General features: G+C 37.8%; 13 protein-coding genes. 8 read left to right on the top strand and 5 right to left on the bottom strand.

All coding sequences use genetic code 11. The features are described from left to right. Positions 1 to 59: 59 nt before the first annotated feature. Together HCU67_RS14050 and HCU67_RS14045 are read right to left on the bottom strand one after the other, a co-directional pair. Positions 60 to 983 carry an MBL fold metallo-hydrolase gene (locus HCU67_RS14050; protein ID WP_168553226.1) on the bottom strand — a complete coding sequence of 308 codons (924 nt, stop codon included), beginning with the start codon at positions 981 to 983 and terminating at the stop codon, positions 60 to 62. Next, positions 980 to 1474, bottom strand: a complete 495-nt coding sequence (locus HCU67_RS14045) for a metallophosphoesterase family protein (RefSeq protein ID WP_168553225.1) — start codon at positions 1472 to 1474, stop codon at positions 980 to 982. Before HCU67_RS14045 ends, HCU67_RS14050 begins: the two co-directional genes overlap by 4 nt. 65 nt (positions 1475 to 1539) lie before the next feature. Here HCU67_RS14045 and truA point away from each other — a divergent pair, with 65 nt between their 5' ends. Then, the gene (truA, locus tag HCU67_RS14040; RefSeq protein WP_246865789.1) at positions 1540 to 2307 is read left to right on the top strand and encodes a tRNA pseudouridine(38-40) synthase TruA; all 768 of its coding nucleotides are present in this window, start codon (positions 1540 to 1542) and stop codon (positions 2305 to 2307) included. Beyond that, positions 2304 to 4076, top strand: a complete 1773-nt coding sequence (locus HCU67_RS14035; protein ID WP_168553223.1) for an ABC transporter ATP-binding protein — start codon at positions 2304 to 2306, stop codon at positions 4074 to 4076. The genes truA and HCU67_RS14035 overlap by 4 nt, the downstream gene beginning before the upstream one ends. Positions 4077 to 4079: 3 nt before the next feature. On the opposite strand, the gene HCU67_RS14030 is transcribed toward HCU67_RS14035, so the two are convergent. Genes HCU67_RS14030 through folP form a run of 3 tightly spaced genes read right to left on the bottom strand, consistent with a single transcriptional unit; the run spans position 4080 to position 6488 of the window. Then, a complete protein-coding gene (locus HCU67_RS14030) occupies positions 4080 to 4844 on the bottom strand; it encodes a DUF3667 domain-containing protein (protein WP_168553222.1) in 765 nt (254 codons plus the stop codon). Further along, positions 4844 to 5629, bottom strand: coding sequence for a diadenylate cyclase CdaA (gene cdaA, locus HCU67_RS14025; RefSeq protein ID WP_168553221.1), 786 nt, complete (start codon positions 5627 to 5629; stop codon positions 4844 to 4846). The genes HCU67_RS14030 and cdaA overlap by 1 nt, the downstream gene beginning before the upstream one ends. Before the next feature lie 25 nt (positions 5630 to 5654). Then, the gene (gene folP / locus HCU67_RS14020) at positions 5655 to 6488 is read right to left on the bottom strand and encodes a dihydropteroate synthase (RefSeq protein WP_168553220.1); all 834 of its coding nucleotides are present in this window, start codon (positions 6486 to 6488) and stop codon (positions 5655 to 5657) included. Between the two features lie 71 nt (positions 6489 to 6559). Between folP and HCU67_RS14015 the strand changes: the two genes are divergently transcribed. The 6 genes from HCU67_RS14015 to HCU67_RS13990 all read left to right on the top strand — a co-directional run bounded on the left by HCU67_RS14015 (position 6560) and on the right by HCU67_RS13990 (position 12962). Next, positions 6560 to 7102, top strand: a complete 543-nt coding sequence (locus HCU67_RS14015) for a DUF1599 domain-containing protein (RefSeq protein WP_168553219.1) — start codon at positions 6560 to 6562, stop codon at positions 7100 to 7102. After that, positions 7099 to 8196, top strand: a complete 1098-nt coding sequence (locus tag HCU67_RS14010; protein WP_168553218.1) for a BT_3928 family protein — start codon at positions 7099 to 7101, stop codon at positions 8194 to 8196. Before HCU67_RS14015 ends, HCU67_RS14010 begins: the two co-directional genes overlap by 4 nt. A gap of 33 nt (positions 8197 to 8229) precedes the next feature. Continuing rightward, complete coding sequence (tpiA, locus tag HCU67_RS14005; RefSeq protein WP_168553217.1) at positions 8230 to 8979, top strand: triose-phosphate isomerase; 750 nt, start codon at positions 8230 to 8232, stop codon at positions 8977 to 8979. Next, positions 8976 to 9803, top strand: a complete 828-nt coding sequence (gene prmA, locus HCU67_RS14000) for a 50S ribosomal protein L11 methyltransferase (RefSeq protein WP_168553216.1) — start codon at positions 8976 to 8978, stop codon at positions 9801 to 9803. Before tpiA ends, prmA begins: the two co-directional genes overlap by 4 nt. 19 nt (positions 9804 to 9822) lie before the next feature. Continuing rightward, a complete protein-coding gene (locus HCU67_RS13995) occupies positions 9823 to 10098 on the top strand; it encodes an ATP-dependent Clp protease adaptor ClpS (protein ID WP_168553215.1) in 276 nt (91 codons plus the stop codon). Positions 10099 to 10163: 65 nt separating this feature from the next. After that, positions 10164 to 12962 carry a triple tyrosine motif-containing protein gene (locus HCU67_RS13990; protein WP_168553214.1) on the top strand — a complete coding sequence of 933 codons (2799 nt, stop codon included), beginning with the start codon at positions 10164 to 10166 and terminating at the stop codon, positions 12960 to 12962. Positions 12963 to 13002: the final 40 nt, after the last annotated feature.

Below are 13002 nucleotides of genomic sequence, written 5' to 3'. Positions count from 1 at the left end.
TGTTTACCCTCTTAGACGATAAAAACCTAGTAACTTACTATGCTAATTAAAAACAGGAACTAAAGTTTGAAAGTGCCACTGAATTGGGCTATTTGAAACCCTTTTGAACGGACTTCCATTGATGCTTTGCTTTCTAAATCAAGCAATGGATTGGTATGGTTTAAATGGATAAAGTGAATTTTTGATTTTTCGTTTTCTGGAAGGTCTTTAAATAGCTCCAAGCTCTCAATCACAAACGGGTGTGGAATTTCAGAAACGTCTCTATGGTTTACCTCATTTGCATCGAAGAAGGTGGCATCCAAAAAGGCAAAGTCGACCTTTTTCAACTCTTCGACAATTGATTTCTCCCACAAATACCACTTATCAATATCTGGGATAAAAAGTGCAGATTTTTTACTGCCAATTATTTTAAATCCAACCGTTTCAGCATACTCCCCTCTATGTGGAACAAGGAAAGGTATTACGGTTAGGTTTGGTGTCAACTGCATTTTTTCATCAGTTGTCATTTCGATTAATTCGATGTTTTTTAGGTTGACCAATTGGTCCCAAGGTCCATTTTTCTCCAAAAAAAGTTTCATTTTAGGCATGGCATAAACCGGAACATCTTTGCCGCCCAGAGCTTCCCTTCCCAAATACATTAACCCTGTATAGTGACCAATATGTGCATGGGTTAAAAAGATACCGTCAGGTGCTTTTCGCTCAGGTAGTGTGTATTCCTGAACCATTTTGAGTTGCGTTGTAAAGTCAGGTGAGGCATCGAAAATGTATGTTCGTTGATTTTCATGGTCAATAACCCCAAGGGAAACCACCTTTCTTGAAGGGTCAGGTTCGTCAAAAAGAACAGCACAACATTCTTTTTGGCACCCTATATGTGGGCTTCCACCATCTTGAACCGTACCTAAAATAAGTAAGGTAACCCCTTTGTTTTGCGCATTACTGGGAATAGCGTAAATAAGCGATATGAATAGAAGTAAGTATTTCATCTTTTTCCTAACTCAATTACTTCAAGGTCACTGATTTTATCACCATCTATAACAAATCTAAGCATGGTTCTAACTTGGTGAAAACCATGTTTTCCGCACGCACCTGGATTCATGTGCAATACTTGCAACTTTTTATCATTCATGACCTTTAAAATATGCGAGTGGCCACAAATAAATAGTTTTGGAGGATTGGCCCTTATTTCATCACGAACACGAATGTTATATCGGCCAGGATATCCGCCAATATGAGTTATCCAAACATCGACCTTCTCACAGAAAAAACGATTGTGTTCTGGAAATTCTTTTTGGATAACATGGTCATCAATATTACCGTGAACCCCTCTTAGCGTATTTATGGCCGCCAACTTATCGGTCACCGCTAAACTGCCAATATCACCCGCATGCCAAATTTCGTCAGCTTGTTCAGCATACTTCAATATGGACTTGTCCATATGGCCATGGGTATCGGAAAGCAAGAGGATTTTGGTCATGACGCTAAAAATATGCTAAAGTAATTTGTCGGCAAAGCAGTATGGAAGCTATTAGGTTATCTTTGATGCATACCAATTCAAACACTTTTTTGCGGTTTTTCATTGAACTTTCGTATTTCGGCAAGGGTTATCATGGTTGGCAACGTCAGCCCAACGCTGTTTCCATACAACAAACCCTAGAAGAAGCCCTTTCAACTTTAATGCGCAACAAAATTGAATTGATGGGTGCCGGTCGTACTGATGCTGGTGTTCATGCCAAGCAACTTTTTGCACATTTCGATTTTGAGGATGCCATTGATTGCCCTGAACTTAAAAGAAGATTGAATGCCTTTCTACCAGAAGACATAGCTATTCAACAAATTTTTGAGGTTGGCGTGGAGGCACACGCTCGGTTTGATGCAATAGCACGGAGCTATGAATATTGGTTGGTTCAAGATAAATCCCCATTTTACAAAGACAGTGCTCATTTTATAAGGGAACCTCTGGATTTTGAGGCTATGAACAAAGCGGCCATTTATTTATTGGAACACCGGGACTTTGAATGTTTTTCAAAATCAAATACCGATGTAAAAACGTATTTGTGCAACATTGAAAATGCAGTTTGGAGAATAGGAGATGAAAAGGCAGTATTTCATATTACTGCAGATAGATTCCTCAGAAACATGGTAAGGGCTATTGTTGGCACCTTATTGGAAATAGGTTTAAAACGGAAACCGGTAGAATGGATGCAACATGTTTTACAAAGTAAGGACCGCAGTGAGGCCGGTGTTTCAGTGCCTGCAAAAGGCCTATATTTGACCCAAGTGGTCTACCCAGATTCCATACATATATGAGTAACGAAAAAGAGACAGGAAAAGCATTTGATTTTAAGCTATTTAAGCGCGTGTTCGAAAAAACGAGGCCGTATCGGGTATTGTTTTATTCCGTTGCGCTTATAGCAATTTTGCTTTCAGCATTCTCGGTTTTGACGCCAATTCTTATTGGAGATATTGTAGATGGAGCTATAACCAATAAAAATGCCGAAAGACTTTTATACTTGGTATTGGCCATGTTAGGCGTTTTGATAGGAGAGGTGACCTGCCAGTTACTGTTTACCTATTTTGCCAACCTCTTAGGGGAATCTGTTATTAAGGACGTCCGAATCGAACTTTTTAAGAAGATTATCGGTTTCAAAATGAAATATTTTGACACCTCTTCAATTGGTGTTTTGGTAACCCGAGCAGTTGCCGATATGCAACGTATTGGTGAAATTTTTAGCCAGGGCTTTTTTGTAATAGTGGCCGACCTACTAAAGATGTTGGTCGTTGCAGTTATAATGTTGGTAATGAATTGGAAATTGGCCTTGATTGTATTTGCTATACTTCCGGTAATCTTGTATGCTACACGTCTTTTTCAGCAGGCAATGAAATCTGCCTTTATTGAGGTGCGTGCTCAGGTGGCTAATCTCAATAGCTTTGTGCAGGAACGAATTGCAGGAATGAAAATCGTTCAGTTGTTTAATCGTGAACGTATTGAAAAAGAAAAGTTTCGTCGTATTAATGAAAAACACCAAAACGCTTGGTTACGAACGGTCTGGTACAACAGTATTTTCTTCGCTGTAGCTGAGTTGTTGGCTGCTGTGAGCGTTGGTTTGATTGTCTGGTTTGGCGGATTGCAAAACGTAGCTGGCGTTGCTCCTGACGAATATGGTGACATCTTCACTTTTATTCTTTTTTCAGGAATGCTATTTCGTCCCTTACGTCAAATAGCTGATAAATTCAATACCCTTCAAATGGGTATGGTTGCCGCAAATCGTGTCTTTAAAATCCTGGATACCGAAAGTCAGATTCAAGATGGTGGTACAATTGAAAAACCACAGATAAAGGGTGACCTTAGATTTGATAAGGTTCATTTTGGTTATGTAGCTGATGAAGAGGTGCTCCATGGAATATCTTTTGATGTCAAGGCAGGTCAAACCATAGCCATTGTAGGGGCCACTGGGGCTGGTAAGTCAACTATCATAAATCTCTTGAATAGATTCTATGAAATCAATTCGGGTCAAATTTTGGTTGACGATATTGATATTCAGCAATATTCATTAAAATCGCTCCGCTCCCATATTGCTGTGGTGCTCCAAGACGTGTTCCTATTTGCTGATACCATTGCCAATAATATTTCTTTAAAAGACGAATCGGTTACTGTAACTCAAATTGAAGAGGCCGCGAAGCAAATAGGGGTGCACGAATTTATATCCAGTCTACCCGAAGGGTATCAATATAACGTGAAGGAACGAGGAACCATGTTATCAAGCGGGCAACGACAATTGATAGCATTTTTAAGGGCCTATGTCAGTAATCCAAGCATTCTGGTTTTAGATGAGGCGACTTCTTCAGTAGATACCTACTCTGAGCAACTCATTCAAAGGGCAACCGAAAAAATTACCGAGGGTAGAACTTCAATTATCATAGCCCACCGTTTAGCGACCATAAAAAAGGCTGATAAGATTTTGGTTATGGATTCGGGTAATATTGTTGAAATGGGAACGCATAAAGAGCTATTGAAATCTGACGGGTATTACCGTGATTTATATGAAGCCCAATTTATGGCTGAGGAACTGGTATGATTGCTATTTTGGCCTAAAATCTTCAATGTCCATAAAACCAGTCATGAATCCAATAATAGCAATGACTATTCCTATTACCATAAATACCATAAAAAATAGGAAGACATAAGCCAAGGCTCTGATAATGGTACTACCTATTCCAATACCATGTATTCTTTTAAAGACATAAAATTGGAATCCTATCATGACCAAGAGCACGTACCAATTTATCGATTGGTAATTCAAGTCAAATAAACCGAACAAGGGCAATAGTACGATGAACTGTACAAAAGACATTTGTGCAGTTGTATAAGCATTGGTAACCAGGTGTTCGGTAAAATTGAGTTTCCTTTTATCTAAAAACAGAATCCAAGTCATTAAGGCATATATGGGCATCATAAGATAGGATAGAAGCCCCTGATAGTCGAAAATAAAGTCCATATCAGGACCTTTCTGACCGTTAATAGTGTTTTGCGTCATGTTTATACCATACCAATTGCGAAGAATGTAAAAGAGTAATCCAGAAAGTGTAATGGCAATCGCAAAATAACTTATTGGATTCATGTATTTCTTTCGAGCGCCCCCGATATAACCTTCCACAACTACTTCGGGCTTTGTGAACATATGCCTGAAAGTCTTTAAGATGGTGTTGTCCAAATCAAAAACCTGAAAACTAATGTCTTGCCAAATATTCTTTAGCGTCAACCGGTTGTGAATGACCTTAGCACCACAAACAGGACAATAGCTGAAATCCCTTCTTAAGGAATGCCCACAATTTTTACACTCCATTAGCCTAAATCTTTTTTTATCATTGCGGTCAATTCTTCCAAGCTTTTATATAGAACGAACTCTCCATTTTTGATATATGAAATCATCCCTGTTTCTTCGCTAACCACAAGGCAGACTGCATCTGTTTTTTCGGTGATACCAATAGCCGCACGGTGTCGCAACCCGTATCTCAGTGGAATATTCCTTTCATTGGAAACGGGCAAAATAACCCTTGTGGCAGTGATATAATTGTCTTGAACAATGGCTGCACCATCGTGAAGCGGGCTATTCTTATAAAAAATACTTTCAAGAATGGGCTGGGTAATTTTAATGTTCATATCATCACCCGTTGATTTTACAAAATCGAGGTTGTTGGTCCGTTCAATAACCAGAATGGCTCCTGTTTTGCTCATGCCCATATTCTTACAAGCTCCTAAAATGGCCTCAACATCCACATCTGTGGGTAATGCTTCTTGCTTTAAAAACTTGAAATGCCTTATGAAACTTCGTTTGGAGGCGAAATTTGTGGAGCCAATGAGCAGCAGGAATTTCCGAATTTCTTGTTGGAAAACGATGATAAGGGCGATTAGTCCAATGTTCATGAATCCGCCTACCACACTACTTATCATTTTCATTTGAAGCAGTTCGGTCAATTTCCAAAGTGCCCAAACGATAACTATTCCAATAAAGATATTGATGGCAACAGTACCCTTGACTAATTTGTATACATAGTAAAGTAGAATGGCTACAAGAACAATGTCTATAAAATCGGTAACCTTAAAATCAAGGAAATTCAAAAAATCCATTAATGTAAAAATAGAAAAATGCACATTAGCTAATAGAACTTTTATAGGCTTCATGAATTTTTATGCACTCCACGGCCTCTTTTACATCATGAACCCTTAAGATGTTAGCACCATTTTCGAGTGCTAAGATATTTGCTGCTGTTGTGCTATTTAATGCTCCTTCAGGAGAGATGCCAAGTGTTTTATACAGCATTGATTTTCTACTTAGACCAGCCAGTATTGGTCTATCTAGGTTTTTTAAAAGAGCAAGGTTTTTAAGCAAGAAATAGTTTTGTTCAACGGTCTTTGCAAAACCGAAACCAGGATCTATGATTACATCATTGATTTTAAGTTGATTGGCAAGGGCAATTTTCTCTGAGAAATAGTAAATTATTTCTTTGAGTAAGTCGTCGTAATCCGTCATTGATTTCATGGTCTGTGGAGTACCCCTCATATGCATTATGATGTAGGGAACTTGATATTTTGCTACTACTTCGAACATTCTTTCATCAAGACTTCCTCCTGAAATATCATTGACCATTGCAGCTCCACCTTCCAAGCATTCCGTCGCAACCTCGCTGCGGAAGGTGTCAATGGAAATCAAGGTTTCGGGAAACATTTTGAGTACAACCTCAAGAACCGGTAGCACCCTTTTCTTTTCTTCATCAATTGAAATGTCGTCTGCTCCTGGCCGTGAACTATATCCGCCAATATCAATAAATGAGGCGCCCTCATTCAACATTTTTTCAACTTGATGAAGTAGCTCTTTTTCCTTTATGAAGCGCCCCCCGTCATAGAAAGAATCAGGGGTCAAATTGAGGATGCCCATTACCTTGGATTGGGACAAATCCAATAGCTCGCCTTTGCAATTAATTGTCATGGGTTTCCTTATCTTTGGCGGGTGCAGATTTGCATACCGATAAGCGAAATTACAACAATCACCTTCAATTCATGCAGCAAACATCGGCGGAGTATGACGAAGTTATAGACCAATGCAGGTCTCTTTTTACCAAAAAAGGAAAAGACTACGGTACCGCTTGGCGAATATTGAGACTACGTTCATTAACAGATCAACTATTTATCAAAGCGCAAAGAATTCGAGGACTTCAAGAAAATCAAGAACAAAAAATTGATGAAGGTCAGGAATCAGAGTTCATTGGCATTATCAACTATGCCCTAATGGGATTGATTCAAATGAATAAAGGTGTTGCAGAACAACCTGATATTGATGCTGCCGAAGCACTCAAACTATACAATGAACAGGTTGAGGTTACCAAAACCCTCATGGAGAATAAAAATCACGATTATGGTGAAGCATGGCGTGATATGCGTGTTAGTTCGCTGACCGACCTAATTCTACAGAAACTCTTGCGTGTGAAAAGCATTGAGAATAATCAGGGCAATACGGTAGTTAGCGAGGGTATAGATGCGAATTACCAAGATATTGTGAATTATGCGGTCTTTGCTCTAATCCACCTAAAATCAAAGTCATGAAGTATCTAGTGGGATTCTGTCGGGTATTCGTCGGTATTTTATTTATAATCAGTGGATTGATTAAGCTTAATGATCCGCTAGGGTTTTCATTCAAGCTCGAAGAATATTTTAGTCAAGGCGTACTTGACCTTCCCTTCTTTATGCCTTATGCACTTTCCATTGCCATAATCGTAGTCATAATTGAGGTATTGTTAGGTGTAATGCTCTTGCTTGGTTTTTGGCCCAAAACAACTGTTTGGAGCTTACTGGGAATGATTGTGTTCTTCACATTTCTTACTTGGTATTCGGCTTATTACAACAAGGTTACTGATTGCGGGTGTTTTGGCGATGCGATTAAACTAACCCCATGGGAATCTTTTACAAAAGACGTAGTACTGCTTGTCTTGATATTGGTTTTATTTATCGGTTTGCGGTACATCAAACCCTTTCTCAATAATAATACAACCCGAGCCATAGCAGCAACTTCATTGGTTGGTTGTGTTATTTTTTGCTATTACGTTTTGAATCATTTACCAGCCAAAGACTTTAGGCCCTATAAGATTTCTGCAAACATTCAAGAGGGTATGGAGATTCCTGAAAATGCCCCTGAAGCAGTGTATGATTATGCTTGGAAGTTCATGGTTAATGGACAAGAAAAAATAGTGACCACCAGTGGAGATTACCCTACTGTTGAAAATGGTGAATTCGTTGATGTTGAGACAACACTGATACAAGAAGGTTACGAGCCCCCGGTTCATGATTTTACAATAGAGAGAGATGGTGAGGACTTTACTGCCCAAATGTTGGAAGAGCCCAAACTTGTAATGGTAATCGCTTACGATTTGGCCAAGAGTGACCTACGGGCATTTTTAAGCATAAGGAAAATAACAGATAAGGCAATTGCTAAAGGTTATAAGGTGATTGGCATGTCAGCTTCAGGAAACGAAATTGGAAATACGATAAAGGAAGAATACAAATTAAATTTTGATTTTTACTTTACTGACGAAACCACTTTAAAGACCATTGTTCGTTCAAACCCGGGCGTTTTGGTGCTCAATAGGGGAACAATCAAACAAAAGGTACATTACAATGATTTGGAAGATTTAAGCTTCTAAATATTCAATCAAATAAACTTCAAAAGAGAACAAATGAGAACCAAAATAGTAGCCGGTAATTGGAAAATGAACAAAACACTTTCAGAAACGGAAGCATTATTGAGTGAGATTTCGGCAAAACTTCCAGACACCAAGGCAGAAGTAATTGTCGCACCAACTTTTGTGAACCTACAACGTGCGGCAAGACATTTGGAATCTTCGATAATTCAAGTAGCTGCGCAAAACATGCATTTCGCTGAAAACGGTGCTTACACTGGTGAAATCTCAGCAGATATGCTGCTTGATATCGATGTTGATGTTGTTATTTTGGGACATTCAGAAAGACGTTCACACTTCGGGGAAACAGATGAACTACTGGCCAAAAAAGTAAAAACAGCTCTAGAAAAGGGACTTAGAATTATTTTTTGTTTTGGCGAGGAGTTGGAAGATAGAAAGTCGGGCAACCATTTTAATGTGGTTGAAGGTCAACTTAAAAATGCACTTTTTGATTTGCCAGATTCTGCTTGGAGCAAATTGGTTTTGGCATATGAACCTGTGTGGGCCATTGGAACAGGAGAAACAGCCTCTCCTGAACAGGCGCAAGAAATGCATGCCTTCATAAGAAAAACGATTTCAGAAGCATTTAACTCAAGTATTGCTGAAAACGTGACTATCCTTTATGGTGGTAGTGTAAAACCAGGTAACGCCAAAGAAATATTCTCACAATCTGATGTGGATGGTGGATTGATTGGTGGTGCTTCCTTAAAATGTGATGACTTCATCGATATTGTAAAGGCAATTTGACGTATCTAGAATTCGATTTTATAATTCAACCCCTCCAACCCGCTTCTGAAATTCTCATTGCAGAATTGGGAGAGTTAGGTTTCGAAAGCTTTGTTGAGAATGAAAAGGGTCTACAAGCCTATATTCTTAAAGAAGACTTTCGCAGTTCCCAGTTGGAAGAACTTTACATTCTCAAAAATGAAGCTTTTTCCATAAGCTGGACCTCAAAAGAGGTAAAACAACAAAACTGGAATCAAGCTTGGGAGGCCAACTTTCATCCAATTACAGTTGGAAATACTTGTGTGGTTAGGGCCCCTTTTCATGAAAGCGTTGAGGTAGACTTCGAAATCGTCATTGAACCAAAAATGAGTTTTGGAACGGGTCATCATGAGACTACCCATATGATGCTTCAGCAAATTTTGGATAATGATTTTAAGGGAAAATCTGTGCTTGATATGGGTTGTGGAACCGGTGTTCTAGCCATACTATCTGAATTAAAAGGAGCTGCTTGTGTAGATGCCATCGATATCGATGAATGGTGCTACGAAAATTCAATAGAAAATGTAGGGCGTAACAATTGTACCAAAATAAAAGTCTATCAAGGCGATTCAAGTCTTTTGGAAGGAAAAACCTACGATGTAATAATAGCAAATATCAATCGAAACATTCTTTTACAAGACATACCCATCTACGCTAAGTCATTGAACACAGGTGGAGAACTCTATTTAAGTGGCTTCTATTTGGAAGATTTAACCGTTATAAATTCAAAATGCGAGTCCTTTGGATTGAAATTTGATAAAAATTATGAAAAGAATCGTTGGGTCTCGTCAAAATATGTAAATTGAGCAAATAAGCATAGTACTAATGGGCTTTCAAGAAAAACATCAAGAAGAACTATTAGTTGAGGAAGAAACTGTCGATTTAAATGAAATCGTTCTCTTCAATGACGACGTGAATACTTTCGACCACGTTATAAAGACCCTTATGAACGTCTGTGAACATACTCCTGAGCAGGCTGAACAATGTTCTTTGATTGTTCATTATAAGGGTAAGTGTACTGTAAAGACCGGTGAATACAATGATCTTAAACCAAGATGTTCCAAATTATTGGATGCTGGATTAAGTGCTGAAATTGTATAAGCGCCCTTAGAGTCCTCCTGTTCGTTGAAGTTTTTGTATATTCCTCTAAACAAAAGTTCCCTAAATTGAGGCTTCTCACAGTATTGATTTGTGTTATTACCATTAACACTGTTGCAGTTTCACAGGAAATTCCTCCCATCAATTATTTCACGCCCATAGACTATAATGGTGAAAATCAGAACTGGTCAATTTCACAATCCAATGACCGACTCATTTATATTGCAAATAATGAGGGCCTATTGGAATTTAACGGGGCAGACTGGTCGCTGTACAAAACACCGAATCAAACTACTATTCGTTCTGTTGAAGTGGTCGGTGATAGAATTTACACAGGATGTTACCGAGAGTTTGGCTACTGGCAAAAAAATGAATTTGGAATATTGGATTATAAATCTCTTTCCCAGGATTTTTCACAACAATTGGAAGATGAGGAGTTTTGGAACATTCTTCATGTGGAAGATTTTGTCCTTTTTCAATCCAAAAAAAGAATTTATACCTATGATTTAAAAGAGCAATCCCTAACGACAATTGAGGCAAATTCCTCCTTTCCAAGAATGTGGTATGTGGATGGTCAAATTTATTTTCACATAACAAATAAGGGATTATTCAAGCTGAACCAAGGAAAAAAGACCAAGGTTTACGATTTTACACCTTTTATTGACGATGAGGTTATATCCCTTTTTGAACTTCAAGACGATTTAATTGTGTTAAGTCGTCATCAGGGTTTCTTTAAGATTTCAGATGATACTTTGAAGCCATGGAATACCAATGTTGATGGTATATTAAGTCAAGCAACGGTTTATAGCGCAATACAGCTTGCCAATAAACAAATTGCCATTGGTACTGTTTCCGCTGGCTATCTTCTAATTAATGAAGAAGGTAATCTTATCTATCAAATAAATGAGAAAAACGGACTGCAAAACAATACGGTGTTATCACTTCACGAAGATTTTGATGGTAATATTTGGTTGGGGCAAGACTACGGATTGAGTTGTATAAATACCAAAGCACCCTTTAAGATTTTCAACGGAATTCAAGGTAATGTTGGGAGTGTATATACCGCAAGTGAATTCGATGGAAGATTGTTTTTGGGCACTAATCAAGGTCTCTATGTCAGGGAAAAAGAGAATGATGCTGGTTTTCAATTAATCGAAGGTACCCAAGGTCAAGTTTGGTCGTTGGAAAATATTAATGGCGAGTTGTTTTGCGGCCATCATACCGGAACATTCATTATTGAAGATGTAAATGCGAGAAGAATCAGTTCTATTCCAGGAACTTGGACATTTAAAAGCATGAAGAATCAAACACGTATTCTTCAGGGAAATTACGACGGCCTGTATGTTTTGGAAAAGAAAGAAGATGTTTGGCGGGTAAGAAATAAGGTTAAGGGTTTTGATAATTCAGCACGATTTATTGAATATTGGGACAACCAAATTTTTGTGAATCATGAATACAAAGGGGTATTTCGAATCGAAACGGATACAGACCTAACAAAAGCCTTGCAAATTAATGTCGATACTACAATTCGAGGGCATAATTCCGGATTAGCTAAATATAAAAATGAAATTATTTATACCTATAAAGAAGGGGTCTTTAAATACGATTCGAGACTTAAAGAATTTAAAAAAGATACTTCCTTATCAAAGGTTTTTATTGAAGAAGAATATGTTTCTGGTAAGATGATTTCCAATGGAGATAGGTTGTGGTTTTTCGCAAAATCACATTTAGCATCCGTAAATTCTGGTAACCTTTCCAATAACCCTATTATTGAAAAAATTCCATTAAGTGAAGAACTTCATAACAATATAGCAGGATACGAGAACATCACTAATCTGAATAAAAAAGGACATTATATATTGAGCAGTGGTTCAGGTTACTTGACAATGAAACTAGATGGCCAAAAGCAAAAACCACATCTAATTCAGATTGGTAAAATTGAAGAAATTTCAGAGACGGACCCAGACGAAATCAAAAATCGCTTAAGCCTTGAAGGTCCGGTCCAACTTTCCAAAAACCAGAATAATATAAACTTTTCGGTGTTTACCGCTCAGTACAATAAACACGACAAGCCTTTATATCAATATAGACTTCTTGGCCTGTATCCTAATTGGAGCGAATTGTCAGATCAATCATCAATCTCATTCAAGAATCTACCTTACGGAGAATTTGAATTTGAAACACGTTCTATGGTTGGAAAGACATTTTCTGAAAATATCGCTTCGTATTCTTTTACGATACGTAAACCGTGGTTTGCAAGTACGGTTGCCCAGATAGCTTACGTTATCTGTGGAATACTTGGATTTCTTTTGTTGCATAGTTCATACAGGCGATATTATCGAAGAAAACAAGAAAAATTGATAAGCAAGACACAACGCGAAATGCAGTTGGAAAAAGCAAAAAATGAGCGGGAATTGATTCGGTTGAAAAATGAACAATTAAACCAGCGTTATAAAATGAAGAGTAACGAGCTCGCTGCGTCAACCATGAGCCTTATCAGAAAAAATAATGTTTTGACCGAGGTCAAGAATTTATTGAAAGAAAAGTTTGATGATGAAGGGGAATTAGAAGGGGTTTATGATATAATTGATAATAGTTTAAATAGAAACGATGATTGGGAATTATTTCAAGAAGCTTTTAATAATGCTGATCGTAAATTCTTGAAAAAATTAAAGAATGCCCATCCCAAATTAACACCAAATGATATCCGTTTATGTGCATATCTACGTCTTAATTTATCCTCTAAGGAAATAGCACCGTTGTTCAATATATCTCCTAGAAGTGTTGAAATAAAGCGATATCGATTGCGAAAAAAAATGAATTTGTCTCATGATGAAAATTTGACTGACTACATCTTAGACCTATAATTCCTATACAAAAGGCAATTAAACCTCAACATCACCTATA

This window comes from Croceivirga thetidis, from assembly GCF_012272815.1.
Taxonomy (GTDB): domain Bacteria; phylum Bacteroidota; class Bacteroidia; order Flavobacteriales; family Flavobacteriaceae; genus Croceivirga; species Croceivirga thetidis.
This window is presented reverse-complemented; position numbering and strand designations above follow the sequence as displayed.

Excerpts from the sequence above, each read along its gene's own strand:
- HCU67_RS14050 (WP_168553226.1), bottom strand. The coding sequence starts at position 983 with ATGAAATACTTACTTCTATTCATATCGCTTATTTACGCTATTCCCAGT.
- HCU67_RS14045 (WP_168553225.1), bottom strand. The coding sequence starts at position 1,474 with ATGACCAAAATCCTCTTGCTTTCCGATACCCATGGCCATATGGACAAG.
- truA (WP_246865789.1), top strand. The coding sequence starts at position 1,540 with ATGCATACCAATTCAAACACTTTTTTGCGGTTTTTCATTGAACTTTCG.
- HCU67_RS14035 (WP_168553223.1), top strand. The coding sequence starts at position 2,304 with ATGAGTAACGAAAAAGAGACAGGAAAAGCATTTGATTTTAAGCTATTT.
- HCU67_RS14030 (WP_168553222.1), bottom strand. The coding sequence starts at position 4,844 with ATGGAGTGTAAAAATTGTGGGCATTCCTTAAGAAGGGATTTCAGCTAT.
- cdaA (WP_168553221.1), bottom strand. The coding sequence starts at position 5,629 with ATGGATTTTTTGAATTTCCTTGATTTTAAGGTTACCGATTTTATAGAC.
- folP (WP_168553220.1), bottom strand. The coding sequence starts at position 6,488 with ATGACAATTAATTGCAAAGGCGAGCTATTGGATTTGTCCCAATCCAAG.
- HCU67_RS14015 (WP_168553219.1), top strand. The coding sequence starts at position 6,560 with ATGCAGCAAACATCGGCGGAGTATGACGAAGTTATAGACCAATGCAGG.
- HCU67_RS14010 (WP_168553218.1), top strand. The coding sequence starts at position 7,099 with ATGAAGTATCTAGTGGGATTCTGTCGGGTATTCGTCGGTATTTTATTT.
- tpiA (WP_168553217.1), top strand. The coding sequence starts at position 8,230 with ATGAGAACCAAAATAGTAGCCGGTAATTGGAAAATGAACAAAACACTT.
- HCU67_RS13995 (WP_168553215.1), top strand. The coding sequence starts at position 9,823 with ATGGGCTTTCAAGAAAAACATCAAGAAGAACTATTAGTTGAGGAAGAA.